This window comes from Bifidobacterium callitrichidarum, assembly GCF_003129905.1.
In the GTDB taxonomy this organism is placed as follows: domain Bacteria; phylum Actinomycetota; class Actinomycetes; order Actinomycetales; family Bifidobacteriaceae; genus Bifidobacterium; species Bifidobacterium callitrichidarum.
This window is the reverse complement of sequence record NZ_QFFM01000016.1, coordinates 1-19,647: the sequence shown is the minus strand read 5'-3', so window position 1 is coordinate 19,647 and position 19,647 is coordinate 1. Positions and strand designations below refer to the sequence as shown.

The 19,647-nt window shown below is 62.5% G+C and carries 15 protein-coding genes and 1 tRNA gene; 8 read left to right on the top strand and 8 right to left on the bottom strand.

The genetic code is table 11. The features are described from left to right. Positions 1-92 precede the first annotated feature (92 nt). From DF196_RS13285 to DF196_RS08440, 3 genes are all read right to left on the bottom strand, one after another. Positions 93-446 carry a hypothetical protein gene (locus DF196_RS13285; RefSeq protein WP_146194741.1) on the bottom strand — a complete coding sequence of 118 codons (354 nt, stop codon included), beginning with the start codon at positions 444-446 and terminating at the stop codon, positions 93-95. Between the two features lie 230 nt (positions 447-676). Continuing rightward, positions 677-1,696 carry a 2,3,4,5-tetrahydropyridine-2,6-dicarboxylate N-succinyltransferase gene (dapD, locus tag DF196_RS08445; RefSeq protein ID WP_109057409.1) on the bottom strand — a complete coding sequence of 340 codons (1,020 nt, stop codon included), beginning with the start codon at positions 1,694-1,696 and terminating at the stop codon, positions 677-679. 257 nt (positions 1,697-1,953) lie between these two features. After that, positions 1,954-3,081, bottom strand: a complete 1,128-nt coding sequence (locus DF196_RS08440) for a helix-turn-helix transcriptional regulator (protein WP_109057408.1) — start codon at positions 3,079-3,081, stop codon at positions 1,954-1,956. Between the two features lie 103 nt (positions 3,082-3,184). Here DF196_RS08440 and DF196_RS08435 point away from each other — a divergent pair, with 103 nt between their 5' ends. Beyond that, entirely contained in the window at positions 3,185-7,672 is a 4,488-nt protein-coding gene (locus tag DF196_RS08435) for a DEAD/DEAH box helicase (RefSeq protein ID WP_109057407.1), read from the top strand. Positions 7,673-7,676: 4 nt separating this feature from the next. Here the strand turns inward: DF196_RS08435 and DF196_RS08430 are convergent, their stop codons facing one another. Next, positions 7,677-8,156, bottom strand: a complete 480-nt coding sequence (locus DF196_RS08430; protein ID WP_109057406.1) for a GNAT family N-acetyltransferase — start codon at positions 8,154-8,156, stop codon at positions 7,677-7,679. 305 nt (positions 8,157-8,461) lie between these two features. Between DF196_RS08430 and DF196_RS08425 the strand changes: the two genes are divergently transcribed. Then, complete coding sequence (locus DF196_RS08425) at positions 8,462-8,857, top strand: very short patch repair endonuclease (protein ID WP_421728469.1); 396 nt, start codon at positions 8,462-8,464, stop codon at positions 8,855-8,857. A gap of 65 nt (positions 8,858-8,922) precedes the next feature. Here the strand turns inward: DF196_RS08425 and DF196_RS08420 are convergent, their stop codons facing one another. Beyond that, positions 8,923-9,981, bottom strand: a complete 1,059-nt coding sequence (locus DF196_RS08420) for a Gfo/Idh/MocA family protein (RefSeq protein WP_109057405.1) — start codon at positions 9,979-9,981, stop codon at positions 8,923-8,925. A gap of 206 nt (positions 9,982-10,187) precedes the next feature. On the opposite strand from DF196_RS08420, the gene DF196_RS08415 reads away from it, so the two are divergent. Both DF196_RS08415 and DF196_RS08410 read left to right on the top strand, forming a co-directional pair. Beyond that, positions 10,188-11,396 (top strand): pyridoxal phosphate-dependent aminotransferase, encoded by a 1,209-nt coding sequence (locus tag DF196_RS08415; protein ID WP_109057404.1) that lies wholly within the window; start codon positions 10,188-10,190, stop codon positions 11,394-11,396. A gap of 33 nt (positions 11,397-11,429) precedes the next feature. Further along, the gene (locus DF196_RS08410; protein WP_109057403.1) at positions 11,430-12,398 is read left to right on the top strand and encodes a Ppx/GppA phosphatase family protein; all 969 of its coding nucleotides are present in this window, start codon (positions 11,430-11,432) and stop codon (positions 12,396-12,398) included. A gap of 99 nt (positions 12,399-12,497) precedes the next feature. Here DF196_RS08410 and DF196_RS08405 read toward each other — a convergent pair whose 3' ends face one another. Further along, positions 12,498-13,781, bottom strand: coding sequence for an endonuclease/exonuclease/phosphatase family protein (locus DF196_RS08405; RefSeq protein WP_158276302.1), 1,284 nt, complete (start codon positions 13,779-13,781; stop codon positions 12,498-12,500). A 225-nt stretch (positions 13,782-14,006) separates the two neighbouring features. Here DF196_RS08405 and DF196_RS08400 point away from each other — a divergent pair. The 3 genes from DF196_RS08400 (at position 14,007) to DF196_RS08390 (ending at position 16,788) form a co-directional block, all read left to right on the top strand. Continuing rightward, positions 14,007-14,079, top strand: a tRNA-Arg gene (locus DF196_RS08400). Between the two features lie 223 nt (positions 14,080-14,302). After that, complete coding sequence (locus DF196_RS08395) at positions 14,303-14,728, top strand: nucleoside 2-deoxyribosyltransferase (RefSeq protein WP_109057401.1); 426 nt, start codon at positions 14,303-14,305, stop codon at positions 14,726-14,728. A gap of 203 nt (positions 14,729-14,931) precedes the next feature. Beyond that, a complete protein-coding gene (locus DF196_RS08390; RefSeq protein WP_170115025.1) occupies positions 14,932-16,788 on the top strand; it encodes an AMP-dependent synthetase/ligase in 1,857 nt (618 codons plus the stop codon). 27 nt (positions 16,789-16,815) lie between these two features. Here DF196_RS08390 and DF196_RS08385 read toward each other — a convergent pair whose 3' ends face one another. Together DF196_RS08385 and xseA are read right to left on the bottom strand one after the other, a co-directional pair. After that, positions 16,816-17,118, bottom strand: a complete 303-nt coding sequence (locus tag DF196_RS08385; protein ID WP_109057399.1) for an exodeoxyribonuclease VII small subunit — start codon at positions 17,116-17,118, stop codon at positions 16,816-16,818. A gap of 69 nt (positions 17,119-17,187) precedes the next feature. Next, positions 17,188-18,555, bottom strand: coding sequence for an exodeoxyribonuclease VII large subunit (gene xseA, locus DF196_RS08380; RefSeq protein WP_109057398.1), 1,368 nt, complete (start codon positions 18,553-18,555; stop codon positions 17,188-17,190). Between the two features lie 376 nt (positions 18,556-18,931). On the opposite strand from xseA, the gene nrdD reads away from it, so the two are divergent. Continuing rightward, a partial coding sequence (gene nrdD, locus DF196_RS08375) for an anaerobic ribonucleoside-triphosphate reductase (RefSeq protein ID WP_241519658.1) occupies positions 18,932-19,647 on the top strand: 716 nt, incomplete at its 3' end.

The window sequence follows — 19,647 nt, the reverse complement described above, 5'->3', positions numbered from 1 at the left end:
GCGTCCGCATGCAAGTTCATTGGTGGTCGCATGCCGGATGGGCTTGTGTCTCCGGTTCCGGAAGGCCCTCGGCAAAAGTGGTTTGCGTTCTTTCAGCATGGAAACAGATGCTTTCCGGATTTTGATGGGCTGCTGGAAGGTGTTTCGCGGCCGTTTGCATCCGGGAAAAACATGTGGTTTTTGGACTGAAAGGACTGCTGAAGCGGATGTTTGCGATTGTTTGGTGATAGAAGGCGGGCCTTTCTGACGTCAAACGGCCGCTGAACGGACGATTTACGATCGTTTGGTGATAGAAGAAAGATGCTTCTAGCATCAAACAATCGTTGGGCGGGCAATTTGCGATTGCTTGGTGATAGAAAGCATGCTCTTCTGGCCTCAAACAATCGCTGAAACAGGCATTCATTGAGAATGAATGCCTGCGGGGCGGGGCTGGCTGTTTCTGCCATAGTCGTGCGCAAAGAGTATCGGAAACGAGTTGAATCTGATGGATGTGGCTAGGAGCTTCTGAATCAATATGAGAGCTGCGATATGAACGGAGTTGCGATTCCCGTGTGTTAGAGCGGTTTCAGAGACCGGCCTCGATTTCCGCGCCGAAACGCAAAACGGAGAGTCCGATGGGACTCTCCGCAGGTGAAAATGAGCAGCTATGCCGGCACGGCTCAAGGAGCCGGTGGAATCAGTTCTTGTGCAGCTTCTCGTTGAGTTCGATGCCGATCTTGCGGTAGCGGGCCTCGATGCGGCCGTTGACCGAGTTGCGGATGAACAGGATGTTGTTCTTGCCGGACAGTTCGGCGCCCTTGACCACTTCGAGCGGTTCGCCGGCAGCGGCCTTGGCCTTGTCCCAGATGGTGATCTTGGTACCGGCGGTGATGTACAGACCGGCCTCAACGGTGCAGTTGTCGCCCAAGGAGATGCCGATGCCGGCGTTGGCGCCGAGCAGGGAGTGCTCGCCGATGGAGTTGCGCAGCTTGCCGCCGCCGGACAGGGTGCCCATGATGGAGGCGCCGCCGCCGATGTCGGAGCCGTTGCCGACCACCACGCCTTGCGAGACGCGGCCTTCGACCATGGAGACGCCCAGCGTGCCGGCGTTGAAGTTCACGAAGCCGGCGTGCATCACGGTGGTGCCCTCGGACAGGTAGGCGCCCAGACGCACGCGGTCGGCGGCGCCGATGCGCCCGCCGGTGGGCCCCACGTAGTCGAGCATGCGCGGGAACTTGTCCACGCCGAACACGTTCACGGTGGCGGCGGGGGCCGCGGCCGGCAGACCCACCTGGGTGGCGAAGGCCTGGGCGGCGTCCGTGGCGGCGCGCTCCACATCCGCCTTGCGCAGCGTGAAGTCCTCCACGGCGAACGGACCGTAGTTGGTCCAGACCACATTGTTGAGCTGGGCGAAGATGCCGTCCAGGTTCAGGGTGTTCGGCTTGGCTAGACGCATGCTCAGCAGGTGGAGCTTCAGATAGGCCTCGGCGGCGCTGACGATCGGCTCGTCCAGCTGGCTGACGGTGAACACCGGGACGCGACGGACACCGCGGGCGTCCGCCTCCTCGGTGACCAAGGTGCCGAAGTCGTGGTTCGGGCGGTCGGCCTCGGCGGGGGCCGGGCCCAGCGTCAGTTCGGGGTACCAGACGTCCAGGGTGTTGCCGGCCGCGTCGATGCTGGCCAGGCCCCAGCCCCATGCGGTACGTGCTTCGCTCATACTTGCTCCTTTTATTCATTGGCGATGATCGAGGTTTCCAATGATTTCCACCATAGCCGTAAGACGGTCTGACTGAGCGTTGATTGCTCAGAAATGCTTGAGAATGGCTTGTTTTCGTGAGGTTCGGTAAAAATTTACCGCCTTCGAAAACCTGTGCGATGATGACGGGACGATGTTGCTGGCGGTTCCGGCAAAGGATTGCTGTTATTGGTTGGGAGGCGATGATGATGCCGATGATAGTTGCGTGTGACTACCCCTCAGTCGGCTTCGCCGCCGGCTCCCCTGACAAGGGGAGCCGAGGAAGGAGGAGGGGCATAGGCGGCGGCCATGCGGGTGCCGGCGTCGTACAGTTTGCGCTTGAGCGAATCTGGTTCGAGGATGGTCACGCGGCCATCCCACGAGTACTGCAATGCCCACCAGAACACCGCGCGTTCGGGGGAGTCCACGGCGACCTCGAACCGGTCTCCGCTGCCGAGCGGGGTGATTTGCGGATCATCGAACCACTCGAACACATTGTTGAGCATGGATTCGCCGCGGACGAGCATGCGGATGCGCACCGGGTCGTCCGCTACGGGGTAGGGGCGGTGCCGCATGAAGTTCACCGCGTCGAAGCCTTCGGGCGCCGGCCTCTCCAACGGTACGCTGCCGTGCAGCCCCTTGGTGCTCACGTTGGTGATGCGGTTGACCACGAAGATGCGCAGGTGGTCCTCGCCGTGCAGATGGCAGATGAGGTAGTAGCGGCCGTTCTTGTACACCATCTGGTACGGGTCTGCCGTGTAGGTGCTGCCCGTGCCGGTCCGGCTTTTGTGCGGCACCAATGTGCCGTCCGGCCCGTAGTCACGGTATTGGAAGGTCACGCCGTGGCCGTCCTCGATGGCCTGGTTGAGCTGGTCAATGGTGGAGAGGAATTCGCCGTTGATATGCGTGTACGTGGCCACGTGGTCGAGATAGTCGATGGTGTCTCCGGCCGCTCCGGCGAGTTCACGGATCTTGCCAACCAGCTCGTCCAACGTGTCCAGGCTGATGCGCGAAAGGGTGAGGCTGTCCGCCAACAGCCGCATCTCTGCTGTGGACAGGAAGGCGTCCATATACCAGCCGGGCTGTGGGTCGGCGCACTCCACGCCAATCAGGTCGCTTTCGGTCAGATGGCCGATGCCACGGCCAAGAAAGCGTGTGGTGGCGAGTTTCCTGAGCTGGTTACGCACGGTCTTTTCCGTGGGCAGCTCGTCCGGAGTGGCGTACGGATGCATCTTGCCGAGTTCATCAAGAATCTGGCGCACGGACAAGCCGTGACCAAAGTAGGTGTGCCGCCATAGCACCTCGAAGATCTCGAGGGTGGCGTTGCCCGCATAGGTCTTGCGCTTGGCCTGAGTGTCCGCTTCCATATATCAAGGCTACCGCGCGTGTCGTCTAGGATGGAAATGTTGGGTTGATTGCATGCTGATTGAGCGGCCCATACATGACTGTTTTTCGGAAAGGAGGATGCCTATGAGCGGGGGATATGGCGTGTTCGGGCATGTCTCCGACGATTCGGATGACCTGCGCGATGAGCGGTCTTATTCGTCCGGCCTTCGGCGGCGCAAGGGATGGCGTGGTGCGGATTCGGACAACGACGACCTTGTCGATGGCATCGATGACGACGGCGGTATGGACGGTTACGACGACGATGCCGCTGCCTCATGGGGGAATCGCCTGCGCGGACAGGCTTCGTGGCGCATGGGAGGGCATGCCGTTGCCGATGCTGACATGGACGCCGAGGACCCTGATGCCGGAAATACCAATACTTCGGACACTGATCGAGACGATGCTTCCGATGTGACGTTCGGTGCGGGCGGAAGCCTCACCGCGGCCGACGCGGTCATGCCATATCGTCCATATCGGCAAGGCAAAAGCGTCTGGTTTGGCGACGATGAGGACGAGGCCGCCGGAAAAGCCGGGGGCGGGGGAGCGGTCTCACTGGGCAGGTCGCGGGGAACGCAGCCGGTCCCGCTGACCGAGCTGCGCCGCGACGTGACCACATCCGTCTCCAACGCGGTGCTGGACCGGGCCCGCGGTATCGTGCGTCTGGCCGACACCATGCTTATCGACCCGCATTATCAGGACGATCAGCGTGCCCGGTACGCCGAGCTCGACGCCATACTGCGCGGCACCACCAGTCCCGGCAGCCGGTACCGGACCAACGTCCAATTCGATTTGGATACGGGCGAAGTGAACGGCGGCAGCTGCACATGCCCCGCATACGGGCGTGGATACGGCATGTGCAAGCACATGGCGGCGCTCGCCTTGGCGTTCTGCGACGAACCTCAGCGATTCGCCGGGTACAAGGCCGGAGCGGTGCGACCATCGCGTGCGGTGCTCAGCTACATGGAACGTATGGATCAGCGTGAAGCCCAAGCCAAATCACGGCGTCGGCTTGCCGTGATGCAACGATTCGGCAAGGACGGCGGTGCTCCTGCGTCAGGTCGATTCGGCCGTGCGAATGGCGGACGCGCGCGTTCCGGCGCGAACATGGACGGATACCGTTTCGCTGACACCGTGGCGCCCGGCGAGGTGAGGCTCACGCCCATCCTGCGATTCATTGATGGCGTATGGGGTGTGGAATTCAAAATCGGTGCTCCGGCCAACGGTTCCGATTATGTGCTGAAGTCGATTCCGCAGTTCGTGGCTGCGATTGCTGCCGGTACATATGAAAGCTACGGTCAGAAACTCGCGTTCACCCATACGGCAGACATGTTCGATGATACGTCGCGACCGTTGCTCGGCTTCCTGAAATCGGCGCTTGCTGTCCGTCAGGCCGCCGAACAGCAGGACCGGTATTACGGGCACATCGCCATCGACCGGCATATGACGCTTTCCAAGTCCGAAGTGGCGAAATTGCTGGATTCCCGTGCGGGCGGCAGCGTGAAACTGGTGTTGGACACCTGGTTCGCCGGTCAGCCCGCCACGGTGCCGGTGGAAGACGGCGAACCGGAATTGGCCATGCGCATCACGCGCCGTGACTTCCAGGTGCATGGGCCGGATGCCGGTTACCTGCTATCCGGAATGCCGCCGATTGAAACGGTAGTTGAGGGCGGAACGGGCGCGTGGCTGCTGCTTGCCCCCACGGGCGCGGTGCCGGGTGCCGTTTCCGCCATGATGGCCGGCTCGCAGCGTATCAGCGCCGCCGGATGCCGGTTCGTGCGCTGCCCGCGGCAGGTGCTCCCGTTATTGGGATTGCTGGATGAGTTGTTCGCTCCTGATTCGCCGGGCCAGGTCATCGCCGGAGACGACATCGCGTTGTTTGCGCGCACGCTGCTGCCGCAACTGGTGGGTGCGGGATTGCTGGATGCGGGCGAGCTGCCTCGCGAGTTGGTCTCGTTGCAGCCGGTGGACTGCGAGCCCGAATTCTACCTGGATCGTGACGAGCACGGTGTGCAGTGCGAGGTCAAGGCGCGGTATGGCGATGCCGTGGTGCCGTTGTTGCCTGCGGGGCCGGTAGAGCGGGACGATTCGGTTGGTGGGATGTCCGGCGGCTCGTCGGGTGCCGGGTCCGGCTCTGCGGATTATGGTGTTGGGGTCGTGCTCGGACGCGACTTCGATGCCGAACATCTGGCGTTGGATGTGGTGCGTGAATTCTTCACCATGCCGGATATGCACGCGGAGATATCGTCGGCGTCGTTGCCGTCGGCGACGGCGACTCAGACTTCTGGGCGTAGACGAGGACCGGCGGCCGGAAAACGGGCCAGTGCTTCTGGTTCCAAGGCTTCGAGGTCGGTTGGGAATGCCGTCCGCTCGGTGTCCGGTGCGGCGGTCATCAACCGGGACGACACCACGCAGTTGGTTCGCCTGTTCGATGAGGGCCTGACGGCGTTGCATGAGGTCGGCAAGGTGTTCACCACCCCGGCGTTCGACCGTCTGGTGGCCCCTGCGGCGCCAAGCGTCAAGGTGGGATTGTCCATCAAGGGCAATCTGGTGGAGATTTCACCCATTGCGGACGAAGTGCCGCCGGATGAGGTGGGCTCGCTGTTGGCCTCCTATCGACGCCGCCAGCAATATCATCAGCTCAAGGACGGCACGCTCGTCAAACTCGGCGGTGCCAAGCTCGACACCTTGGATCGGCTCGCACGGGACCTCGACTTGAGTGAGCAGGACCTCAACGCCGGGCTTATCGAACTACCAGGCAGCCAGGCGTTCCTGCTGGACGGCGAATTGCCGGACGACGGTTCGGATGTGGTCAAGGACTCCTCATTCACCGAATACATCGACGATCTGGCCATCATCGACCCGCAGCGTTACGAGGTGCCGGACAGTCTCAAGCACGTGTTGCGTCCGTATCAGGCGGAAGGCTTCCGCTGGCTCAACACCTTGTGCGACAAGGGATTCGGTGGCATCCTGGCCGACGAGATGGGATTGGGCAAGTCCGTGCAGCTCATCGCGCTGCTGGTCTCTCGGTATCAGCAGTACCGGAACGATCGGCCGCAGACTTTTGACGCTGCCAGCACTGACCGCATCGATGGAAGCGGGAGAAGCGGTAGCGAACTGGCAACGAGTGGTGATTCGGCGTGGACGATGGGTGCGGCGAACCAGCCGGATTCGTCGCCGTCGCTGATTGTATGCCCGGCATCGCTGGTGTACAACTGGGCCGCCGAATTCGCCAAGTTCGCGCCGGATCTCAACGCCGTGGTGGTCGCCGGCTCCAAAGCCGAACGTCGTGCGGCCATCGCCCGGGCGTTCCAGTCGGACGGGCCGACCGTGCTCATCACGTCGTACGATCTGCTGCGCCGGGATGTCGAGGACTATACGGCGACTGAGATTTCGGGCGGGGGCGCGTCTGGGAGCGGGACCGGGGCCGAACCGCGCCGGTTCATGGTCATGGCGTTGGATGAGGCCCAGTACATCAAGAACCACACCACCAAGATCGCCAAGGCGGTCAAATCGGTGGCCGCTGAGCACAGGTTCGCGCTCACCGGCACGCCCATCGAGAACCGGTTGTCCGAGCTGTGGAGCATCTTCGACTTCCTCATGCCCGGATTGCTGGGATCGTACAAGCGGTTCCGCGAACGGTACGAGCTTCCCATCGCCAACGGCCGTGCGGCGGACGAGTCCACCGAAGAGGGGCGTGCCGCGGCGCAGGTCAACCCGGAGGCGGCGCGCGTGGCCCACAAACTGCAATCGTTGGTGGGTGTGTTCATCAAGCGCCGTCTCAAGTCGCAAGTGCTCACCGACTTGCCGGACAAGATGGAGACCGTGCTCACCGTGCGGCTGGAAGGCGAACAGCGCAAACTGTACGCCGCCCATGAGCAGCGTCTGCGCATGCAACTGGAGCACAGCGACCAGAGCGACTTCAACACGTCGAAGATACGGATTCTGGCTGAACTGACCCGGTTGCGCCAGATCTGCTGCGATCCGCGTCTGCTGTATTCGGATGCCAAGGACCAGTCGGCCAAGTTGGCGGCTATCGCGGAACTGGTGGAGACCTGCGTGAACGAAGGCAAGAAAGCGTTGATCTTCTCCCAGTTCACCAGTTTCCTGGACCTGATCGCCGAACGATTCGATATGTTGGGGCTCCGGTATTACACCATCACCGGATCCACGCCCAAGAAACGGCGTCTCGAACTGGTCGACCAGTTCAATGCGGACGACACTCCGGCGTTCCTGATCTCTTTGAAGGCCGGCAACACCGGTCTCAACCTGACCGGCGCGAGCGTGGTGATCCATGCCGACCCGTGGTGGAACGCCGCCGCGCAGGATCAGGCCACGGACCGTGCCCACCGCATCGGCCAGACGGAGAACGTCAACGTGTATCAGGTGGTGGCCAAGGACACCATCGAGGAGCGGATTCTGGAATTGCAGCACACCAAAAGCGAGCTGGCACGCCAGTTCACCGATGCCTCGCTGGCTGCGGACGACGCGAATGAGCTGGGCGTCGCGGGCGTGACCGGCACCGCATCCATCGCCACGTTGACCAAGGACGATTTGATGGGACTGTTGGGATAGCGGACTACAGAATCTGCTCCATGCCGATGCGGTAGGGGGTCAGGCCCATGCGTTCGTAGAAGGCCTGGGCGCTGGGATTGCAGGACCAGACGTTAAGCGTCACGTTGTAGCAACCGGATTCGCGGGCGAAATCGAGTACATACCGGTAGAGCGTGGAACCAACGTGCATGCCGCGCGCCGTCTCGTCCACGCACAGGTCGTCGATGTACAGGGTCTTGATGTCCGTGAGCACATGGTTGCCCGGATGCTGCTGGAAGATGCAGAACGCATACCCCAGCACCCGGCCATCGGCATCGGCCGCGACGAACACCGGCGTGGCATCGTCGGCCAGAATGCCGGCCAGCTCGTCGTCCGTGTACTTCCTGGCACCGCTCTTGAACAGGTCGGGCCGGCCCTGATGATGGACTTCGGCCACTTGCAGCAGCAGGTCGTCGATGGTGGGTATGTCGGCCGCCGTGGCCCTGCGAATCGTCAAATCACTCATAAGCAAATCAGTGTAATCGCGGGGGAGTGGCGGTGTTTGCATGATGTTCGTTTGGCGGTGGGATGCATGTCAAGGCAGGCTATCTAGCGGGGGTGCCTTAGCCAGCCGGGTTGAAGAAATGCGCGAGTCGGAGGAGATGAAAAGATGCGCGAGTCAGCCGGACCGAGGCGGCGCGCTCGTTTCTGATGGTCTGGTGATCTCGAAATAAATATGTCGTTGCCGTGGGGAGCGGCACGGTAGGCTGGGATGCCGTGAGTCGCAAGCAGCAGCTGGAGAAATACGAGAAGGGCACCCGCTCGTACACCATGTCGCACATCCGCGGCAAGGATACGAAAATCGAGGTGCTGGTGCGCAGCTACCTGTTTCGTCGCGGGCTGCGATTCCGCAAGAACGACAAACGTTACCCCGGCCACCCGGATGTGGTGCTGCCGAAGTATCGCACCATCGTGTTCGTCAACGGCTGCTTCTGGCACATGCATGAGGGATGCTCGAAGCATGCCATGCCGAAATCGAACGTGGAATTCTGGCAGGCCAAGCTGCTGCGCAACCATGAGCGCGATTTGGCTCAGCACGCTGAGCTGGAGACCGCCGGCTGGCGGGTGATCGTCGTGTGGGAATGCGAATTGACGAAAGCCGCGCGGGCTGATCGGCTCGCGCGGCTGTATGAGGAGATCGTCGGGGAAGATAGCGTCAGGAAGTGATTTGGATTGAGACGCCAGCGATGATGTCTTGATGAGCTCCCCTCAGAGAAGGGAACTGGAAAGGACTACTCCTCGAACGGGAACCTGAGGTTCCAGCGCTCGCGGATGGCGTCCATGAGCTCCATGATGCGGATGGTGTCCGCGTGCGGCATGGCCTCGCACTCCGTTTTGCCATCCAGCAGCGCGGCGGCCGCGTCCGCCACCTCGTATTCGTAGCCGGTCAGCTGGGGCGGCACCTCGACGTTGCGCACCAGCTTGTGGTCGTTGTCATAGACGGCGATGGCCTCGGGGTTGTTGATGTTCGTGACCACCAGGTATCCCTTGGAGCCCCACACGTAGCCGCCGCGGTCGGACGTGACCAGCATCGAACTGGTGGACACGCCCATCGTGCCGTCGCTGTAGTACAGTGTCGTGTTGTTCTGCGCATCCACGCCGGTCTCGGGCCAAGCCACCATCGACGTTTCGAAATGATCGACCGTCCGGCCATGATCGGCGCCGATGGCCATATCCAGGAAGTTCAGCGGGTAGACGCCCACATCCAGCAACGCGCCGCCCGCACACGCCGGATCGGTCATGCGCGCCTTGCCGACCACCGGATAGCACAGGTTGGCGCTCGCGGACTGGACCTCGCCGATTTCGCCGGAATCGATGATTTCATTGATAAGACCACGGCTGGGCATGTATCGTGTCCAGATCGCCTCCGTGCACAGTAGCCCGGTCTCCTTGGCCACGGCCAGCATCTCGCGTGCCTGCGCGGTGTTGGCCGTGAACGACTTCTCCACCAGTACGTTCTTGCCGGCCTTCATGCATAGGATTGCATGCTCGGCGTGCATGCTGTGCGGGGTGGCGATGTACACCAGATCCACGTCCGGGTCGGCCACCAGATCCTCATATGATCCGTACGCCTTGTCAAGACCCCACTGATCGGCGAACGCCTGCGCGCGGTCCAGGTCGCGGGCCGCCACCGCGTACGGGTGGATCCAGCTGGCGTAACGCGGGTCGGCCGCCATCTTGGTCAGGGTGTCGGCCATCGTGTGCGCGATGCCGCCGGCGCCGAGAATCGCCACGTTGACCTTGGCCTCGCCGGCCTCGACCGCCGCACGATTGTTGTTGAGTCTGCTCATGATTCCTCCTTGAACATGGGTTAGTTCGGTCGTTGAACCTATTGGCGATTATAGAGGGAATCGATCCTGCGAGAGCGGATTACGCGGGAAGGCGGTGTGCCGCATCCGACGGCGCGCCTGCGCCGGATAACGTTTGATGCCGCTGGATATCGGATGCATGGGAGCGTTGCGGAACCCTTGTCCCAGCACGCGGATAGAACCGAGATATGGAAAACGAAGCAGAGCTGCAACTCCCCGTCATGTCCCGCCGTGCGCGAGAGATCAATCCCTTCCGAGCCATGGTCTTCGGCGAAAAGGCGGACACCATGATCGCCCAGGGCATCAGCGTCATCAAACTGAGCCTTGGCGAGCCGGACTTCGGCGCCCCGCCGGCCGTGCGCGACGCCATGCGCGAACAGTACGACGGCCGCGCCCTGCCGTACACCGCCGCCATGGGCCTGCCCGAACTGCGCCAGGCCATCTCCGACTTCTACCGCGACCGGCACGACCTCGACATCAATCCCAAGCGCATCTGCGTGACCGCCGGAGGCTCCGCGGCCCTGCTACTCGCCACCGCGCTCACCGTGGACACAGGCGACGACGTGATCGTGGCCGACCCCTCCTACCCGTGCAACCGCGAGCTGATCCGCTCCTTCGAGGGCAACGTCATCGACGTGCCCACCTCCGCGGCCACCCGCTTCCACCTCAACGCCGACCTGTGCCGGAAATACTGGACGGACAAGACCAAGGCCGTGATGGTCACGTCCCCCTCAAACCCCACCGGCACCACCATCGACTTCAACGTGCTTTCCGAGGTGTGCGCGCTCGCCGCCGAACGCAAGGCGTGGCGCATCGTGGACGAAACCTACCTCGACCTGGCGGACCGCGAACCGGACGGCACCGAAGTCAAGTCCGTGCTGGCCTGCGACCCGGGTGCCATCGTATGCAACAGCTTCTCCAAGTTCTTCGGCATGACCGGCTGGCGCCTCGGCTGGGCCGTACTGCCGGACGACCCCACCGTGCTGGAGGCCGTGGACGACCTGGCCACCAACTACTACCTGTGCGCCCACACGCCCACCCAGCATGCGGCGCTTGCCTGCTTCACGCCGGAAAGCCTGTCCGAATGCGAGGCACGTCGCCAGGAACTGCTGGCCCGCCGCCGCATCGTCATTGATGGGCTCAAGCGCATCGGCCTGCCGGTGGAGGTGGAGCCCAACGGCGCGTTCTACGCCTACTTCAACATCTCCCGCACCGGCTTGGACGCCTGGACCTTCTGCGAACGTGCGCTGGACGAGGCGCACGTGGCCCTGACGCCGGGCCGCGATTTCGGCGCCGCCACCGCGGACACGCACGTGCGCCTGAGCTACGCCGCCTCGCGCGAGGCGCTGAGCGAGGGATTGGAACGACTCGGCCGGTTCGTGGCAGCGCTGGCGTGAGCGGCCTGTCATTAGGTGATAAGGTCAAGAACTATGGTCAATCTGCGTTCGCACACCACCCGACTCGGCGTGCTCGATATCGGTTCCAACACCATCCACATGCTCATCGTTGACGCGGCCCCCGGCGCGCGCCCCGATCCCGAGGCCAGCACCAAGTCCACCGTGCGCCTCATGAAATACCTGAAGGAGGACGGCTCCATCAAGAAGGCCGGCGTCGAGGCGATCCTCGAAGCCGTGGACCAGTGCATGAAGCTCGCCGAGGAGTATGAGATCACGCAGCTGCTCGCCATGGCCACCTCCGCCCTGCGCGAGGCGCCCAACGGCAACAAGGTGATTCACAAGATCGAAGAACGTATCGGCCAGGGCGTGACCGTGCTGTCCGGCAACGACGAGGCCCGACTCACCTTCCTCGCCGCCCGCCGCTGGTATGGCTGGGACGCCGGCCGACTGCTCGTGCTGGACATCGGCGGCGGCTCGCTGGAAGTGGCGATGGGCTCCGATGAGGAGCCGACCGTTGCGCTGTCCGTGCCGGCAGGCGCGGGCCGCGTGACCACCGAGTTCCTGCCCTCCGGCACCGCCACGCCCGAGGAGCTTGAGGAAGTGCGCAAGAACGTGCGTAAGATCCTGGAGCCGATGGTCAAGGTGTTCCCGCAGTCCAAGCATCCGAACCACGCGGTGGGCACGTCCAAGACCTTCCGCTCGCTGGCCCGACTGTGCGGCGCCGTGGTGCGCCAGCCCGGCCGCGAGGACACGTGGATCATGACCCGAGAGCAGCTTGAGGACTGGATTCCGCGGCTGGCCGCCATCGAGCCCGAGCAGCGCGTGGCCCTGCCCGGCATCACCCCGGAGCGCACGATGCAGATCGTGGGCGGCGGCGTGGTGGCCGACGAGATCATGAAGGCGCTCAACATCCAGGAAGTCGAGATCTGCCCGTGGGCGCTGCGTGAGGGCGCCATCCTGCGCTGGCTCGACCAGTTCGGTCGCACGCGGCTGGGGTTCTGAGACTGTCGGTTGGTGTGCGGACGGGTTCGCGGGTCTCATCTTCGACGCCGTCTTCGGGACGGCTTCCCTTGGCGGGAAGAATCCAGGGACAGGATGATGCTACTGCATCACGTCCACGGTCATGAGCAGGGCGGCATGGTCGGAACCCTCCACCTGCACCACCTTGCCTTGGCCGGCCCGCATGCCCTGATCGAGCACCACATGGTCGATGCCGGCGAACATCGGCACCCATGGGCGGTTCGTGGGCCAGGAGAACGTGAACCCATGGCCTGAGGCATAGGCGGCGTCCTGGAACCGCGTGCCCAGAAAATCACGGAACGGCGTGTGATCGTATGTGGCGTTGAAATCGCCCATGAAGATGTACCGGGTGTCCGTGTGCTCGCGCATCAGACCCAGCTCATCCAGGGAGCGCTTCCACTGACGCCAATAGCCGGGCACCGGTGCCGTGGTATGCACCGAAACGAATCGAATCCGATACCCGCCCAGATCCACGGTGCCGCCCGGCATGAACGAGGCGCTGGAATTCACCTCGTCATCCACTGGGTCGGCCAGGGGAGTGGCGGACCACAGGCCGTTGCCGTACACGCCATCGGACGATGAGACCTGCGAATACGGCAGGTAATGCTCGATGCCGGCCTGTTTGAGCCGCTTGACGAAGTCGTCGGTGGTCTCCTGCAGGGCCAGCACCTCCACACGCTGGTCGCTCACCAGATCCACGATGGCCTGCGGGTCCGCTTGGCCCTTGTATACGTTGAGCGTCATCACGCGCGCGAAGGCATCCTCGGTATTGGCCTCGGAGGCGGCCACGGCGTTCAGCGCGGCCTGCGGCAACGGATTGGGGGAGTAGAAGAACGGATACTGCCAGTACCCGTTCAGTCCGATAGCGGCCACAGCGAGCAGTGCGGCGAGGACGCGGTGCGAGACGATCGCCAACAGCAGAGCGATCAGGGCCAACAGCGCGAACCAAGGCGTGGCCGAGACCACGATCGGCACATACGGCAGTTCCTGCAAATCACCGGGCAACGCACGTGCGGTGGTGCCGATGAGGGCTGCAAGCGCGAACAGTGCGGACAACAGACCGAGCAGCCGGTTCCGATAACGGTGGTCGGGGGCTGCGTTCTTCCTGGACTTGGATTTGCCGGATTTGCTGGACTTGCCGGATTTTCCGGTTGCGGGGCGAGCCTTGCCGGTTGCCTTGGCCGGGCGTGCGCTGGTCCTGTAGGACGATCCGTCTCTGCCGGATCCGTAGGTTCCGTCGATTCTGCCGGCCTGGGCTCCGGCGCCACCGGCGGCCTGCGATCGTGTCCGGGTACGGCCGGAAGCCGTCCCGCCGCGACTTGCGCCGGTGACGTTGCCGTATGCCGTGCTTCGTGACCTCGCCATGACGAATCCCCTCCATGCCATCCGATTTTCTGCGATTTGCCACTGTAGCGGGTTCGTCTTGGCGGGCGTCCGTTTTTTCGCCGCAAGGCCCATGTTCCGCACCAAACCGGCACGATTTGTTCGTATGTGTGCCGGTTCATCGGGCCTGCCGTGACGTTCTTGGTCACCGATATGCCTGGATGGGTGTTCGTTTGGGGTGCTGACCGTGTACAATGGAACGTCGTTGCCCGGGTAGCTCAGTGGATAGAGCACCGCTCTCCTAAAGCGGGTGTCGTCGGTTCGAATCCGATCTCGGGCACTTGTGCTGGCGGAAGGTCCAAGGATGTGACGTATCCGCCATGTCGATTTCACCTTCTCATCACTGGCTCTCATGATTGAGACGTGACTGAAGAGGTGTGAAATTCGCGCCATTATGCGGCATGAATGCGGTATGTGCAGCAAAATGTTCGCATGCTGATATCTTGTCCACACCTTGAGCTATATACATGATGTTCCGCAAGGCTGCGGTATGACTGGAAGCCATGAGCGACAAGGAATATGACTATTACGTGGCCGGTCCGTTCTTCGATCCCGAGCAGACGCGCAGCATGGAGCGTCTGGAGAAGGTGCTGGAAGATCATGGCCGTAAGCTGTTCAAGCCGCGGTTCGTCAGCCAGATCGAGGAGGTCGGTCCGGAAGGTTGCTTCGCGGACGATATTCGCGGCATCAACTCCTCCAAGGCGGTGATCGCGAACCTCATGGATGAGGATCCGGGCACCATGTTCGAAATCGGATACGCCCATGCCTTGGGCATGCCGGTGTATGCGTATTACGAAGGCATCACGCCGATGGACCGCGTGAACCTCATGGTGGCGCAGGCCGTCGAACTGGTCTTCTCCGGTCCCGAAGACGTGGCCAAATACCTGGAAACCGGCGAGCATACAGAAGTCGATTACATCCAGTTCTGATGGGCGACCCCGACGAGGCGAGGCGATTCGGATAGAGAGGATCGGGCCGCCTCGACTCGTCTTGCGGCACCAGGCTCACGGGCTTGTCCGGTTCGGCCGGAGCTTGGGATTTCATTCGTTGGGCCGTAGACATGTTGGCCATGTTGACGGATGGACGGACCTCGGCAACGAATTTGTAGCAACGATGGAGTTACATAGGGGCTATGACTGAAAACATCGCTGATGTGGCCCGGAATGAGACCACGATCGTCAAGCAGTTCACCAACCCGGTCAAAGAGCCGATCGACAGCGACATTAATCTGTTCGATTTGCTCGACCGCCGCGCCCAGCGTGACCCCGATGGCTCCATGATCGAATACAAGGGCGATGACGGCGCCTGGCACCCCTACAGCGCGCAGGTCTTCCGCGACATGGTCATCGCCTTGGCCAAGGGCCTGATCGGCCTTGGCGTCAAGAAGGGCGATTCGGTCTCCATCGTGTCCCACACCCGCTGGGAGTGGACCGCGCTGGATCTGGCGATCATGTCCATCGGCGCGCTCACCGTGCCGGTGTACGAGACCAACTCCGCCAGTCAGGTCAGCTGGATTTTCAACGATTCCAAAGTCACCATCGCCATCGCCGAGGACGACGGTCAGCGCGACAAGATCGAGTCCGTGCGCTCACAGGTGCCCACCCTGCGCAACGTGTTCGTGATTGAGGCGGGAGGTCTGGAGGCCATCAAGGAATATGGCGAATCCGTGACCGACGCCGAATTTTGGGAATACAAGGAGGCCGCCCACGGCGACGACCTCGCCACGATCGTCTACACATCCGGCTCCACCGGGACACCGAAGGGAGTGGAACTCACCCACCGCAACTTCGTGTTCCTGGTGCTCTCCGCGTTGCAGTACATGCCGCGCGCCGGCGCATGGCCGGACCGCCGCCTGCTGCTGTTCCTGCCGTTGAGCCACGTGTTCGCCCGGTTCATGGAGTTCTTCAGCTTCGGCGGCACCATCACGCTGGCCCTGAGCTCCAACATGAAGACCATGGTCAAGGATTTCGAGACCTTCGGTCCCACGCTGCTGCTCGCCGTGCCGCGCGTGTACGAGAAGGTCTACAACGCCGCTTCCCAGCGCGCCGGTACCGGATTCGCAGGCAAGATGTTCGCGCGTGCCGCGCAGAACGCCCGTGACTGGTCCCGCGCCGAGCAGAAGGGCGAGAAGCTGCCGCTGGCCGGCCGCATCGCCCACGCCTTCTACGAGCAGGTGGTATACAAGAAGATCCGCACGATCTTCGGTCCGAACGCCGACTTCGCCATCACCGGCGGAGCTCCCATGGACTCCGAGCTTTCGCACTTCTTCAACGGCATCGGCATGCCCGTGCTGGAAGGCTACGGCATGACCGAAACCTGCGGCCCGGTGTGCGTGAGCCTGCCGGAGGACAACCGTATCGGCACCATCGGCATGCCCATGTGCGGCATCACTGCCGGCATCGCCGAGGACGGCGAGCTCGTGGTCAAGGGTCCGCTGGTGTGCAAGGGCTACCACAACAACCCCGAGGTCACCGCCCAGCAGATCACCGACGGCTGGCTGCACACCGGCGATCTGGGTGACATCAACGAGGACGGGTTCATCTCCATCACCGGCCGTAAGAAGGACCTCATCATCACCGCAGGCGGTAAAAACGTCTCGCCGGGCCTCTTGGAGGCGTCCGTGATGACCTCGCCCGTGGTCAATCAGTGCCTCGTGATCGGCGACAAGAAGCCGTTCGTGGCCGCCTTGGTCACGCTGGACTTCGCCGACGCCAACGCTTGGCTGGAAGCACAGGGTGCCAAGCCGGAGCCTGACCTGGCCTCGTTGGCCGGCAACGCGATCGTGCACGCCGAAGTGGAGCGTGCGGTGAACGCCGCCAACGAGGGCGTCTCCCGCGCCGAATCCATCCGCAAGTTCGAGATTCTGCCGGACGAGTTCACCGAGGCCAACGGCATGCTGACCCCGAGCCTGAAGACCCGCCGCGCGCAGATCGTCAAGCACTATCAGGACCTGATCGACAACGTGATCTACGTGCCGCTGAAAAAGTAGGTAGCAAGGCCGTAGGCCGAGGGGTACTCAGTCGAGATTCGACTGAGTACCCGCAGTGGCCTGGTTGGCGGCCTGATCGGCCTGGGCCTGGTCGAGCTTGGCGCGGACATCGTTGAGCAGGCCCTGTGCGCGCTTGGCCAGAGCCTCGCCGATTTCCCACTGGCGCATCGACTGGTCAAGGTTTAGGCCGCCGGTCTCCAATGCCTGCACGGCCTGGATAAGCTTGTCGCGCGCCTCCTCATACGGCATCTGGGCGATGAGCTCGCGTTCCTTGTCCGTCAGTGTGGAAGCGGGGGTGGTGTTTTCGGAAGTGTTGGCAGTATCGGTCATGATGACGCTCCTTACTATATATACGGTAGTTATGCGTGTGTCGGTATGAATAGATGAATAACGATGCGGCTATTCGGTGGTGGACGTGGCGGTTGCGGTAATGACGCCTTGCTTCAACGTCACGGTGATGTCATCTCCGGGGGAGACCTGCGTGGAGCTGTCCACGACGTGCCCATCCGCCGACTGCACCACAGCGTAACCGCGATTGAGTGTGGACTGGGGGCTCAAGGCCGTCAATGAGGCGTGCGCTTTCTCGATGGTGAGCTGGGCGTCGTCCACGATGCGCCGCAAGCCGATATCCAATCGCTGCAACGAATCGTCGATAAGACGCTGATGGGGCTCTAACATGGTGTGCGGCTGCGTGAGACTCGGACGGTTGGCGTACCCTTCGATGAGCCTGATTTCGTTCTCCACGCGCGACCGGACACGCAGGCGCATGCGGTCGATGGCGCCCTCGATGAGTTGTGCCTGTTCGTTCACGTCCGGCACCACGCGCTTGGCGGCATCCGTGGGCGTTGAGGCGCGCAGATCGGCCACCAAGTCCAGCAGCGTCCAGTCGTCCTCATGGCCGATGGCGGAGACCAGGGGCTTGGAACAGGCGTAGGCCGCCCGCACCACTCGTTCGTCCGAGAAGCCGATGAGGTCCTCGAAGGAACCGCCGCCACGGGCCACGATGATCACATCCACGCTGGGATCGGCATCCAGCCTGGCGATGGCCTCGACCACCTCGGCGGGGCATTGTTCGCCCTGCACGTGTACATGCACCACCTTGAACGAGACCGTGGGCCAGCGCAGGTTCACGTTGGTGATCACATCACCCTCGGCGCGGGCCTGCGGCGCGCAGATCAGCCCGATGGTCTTGGGGAATTCAGGCAGGGGAAGCTTGTGATCCGCGTCGAACAGTCCTTCGCCTTTGAGCCTCTTGCGCAGCTCATCGATCATGGCCTTGAGGCTGCCACCCTCGCCGACCTTGAGAATCGTGTCTCCCCTCAGGGAAAGCGAGGTGCGCTTCATCCACAGATTCGCCTTGCCATGAATCACCACGCGATCGCCCTGCACGAATTGGCTGGCGGCGGCGGCAAAACGGCCGAAGCCATTGACCTCCATGGCGATGTCCTCGAAGTCGTCGCGCAGGGTGATGTACGCCGAGCCGGCACGACGGGTGTTGATCTGGGTGATCTGACCGGTGACCCAGGCGGCGGGCCAGCGTTCCACCGCACCGTAGAACTTCTGGCTCAGCACGCTGACCGGCCAGGGGTTCTGGGCGGTGGTCTCGCCCGCTCGCGCCGGCAACTGGTCGGCGGGGCGTGGACCGGCGGGCAGGTTGATAGTGCCCGGTTCGCCGGCGCCGGCCCCCTGACCGGGGGTGAAGCCGGCCGAAGCCAGAGAGGCGGCGGTCGGTGCGCCGCCCGAAGAATAGCCCATTGCAGTAGTCATGCCCTCCACTATAAGTGCGGTTTTCAGGGAGGGAAAAATTTTACCGACACGAAAAACCCATGCGATGATGAGCCGTATCGGATGCGGATGGAACCACATAGCACGAGGGGAGGTCGAATATGGACGTCATCAACCGGCGACACGCTCGGGAAAAACCGTTACGTGAATCACACAGATTCGATTTTGGCGGAATATGGCCGATAATCACTACAAATAGGTCAACACGCCATAGTTGGGCACTAGATATAGGGTTGGGGTTGCCGTATCCTTCTAAAGGTTCAAGAAACGACATCCATGTAATTCGTGTGGCCCACGTCAAGTGCGGCCAAAATACGGGGCTGGAAACAGGCCCGCACACCAAGGAAAGAGGTTCCCGATGAGCGCACAGGTGCTGGAAGAGAACGTCGCCGGCAGCGAGATCAAGAAGGTCGCCAAGACCTCCACCGTTCTCGTCGAGAAGCGCGACGGTCGCGTGGTCGACTTCGACCCGATCAACATCATCTCCGCGGTCAAGTCCGCCTTCGGTGACCTCAATAAGGAAATCGGCCCCGAAGAGGAGGCCATGATCCGTGGCTTCGCCAACCAGGTGGAAGGCGAGATCAAGGGCCGTTACAACGGTCCGGCCAAGATCGAGGACATCCAGAACCTGGTGGAGCACGCCCTCATCGACGCGCACCTGTACGACGTGGCCCGCGCCTACACCAGCTACCGTCTGGACAAGGACATCGAGCGTGCCAAGGCCACCGACGTGAACGAAGCCGTGGCCCGCTTCATCAACCACGATCCGACGCTCATCCATGAGAACGCCAACAAGGATTCCAACGTCTACGCCACCCAGCGCGACCTGCTGGCCGGCGCCGTGAGCAAGGCCGCCGCGTTCAACATGCTGCCCCCGGCCGTCTCCAACGCCCACATGAAGGGCGACATCCACTTCCATGACGCCGACTACTCGCCGTTCACCGCCCAGTCCAACTGCAGCCTCCCGAACTTCTGGGACATGCTGGCCAACGGTTTTACGCTCGGCAACGCCCCGATGGCCTCCCCGAAGTCCATCGCCATCGCCGCCACCCAGATCACCCAGATCATGAAGGA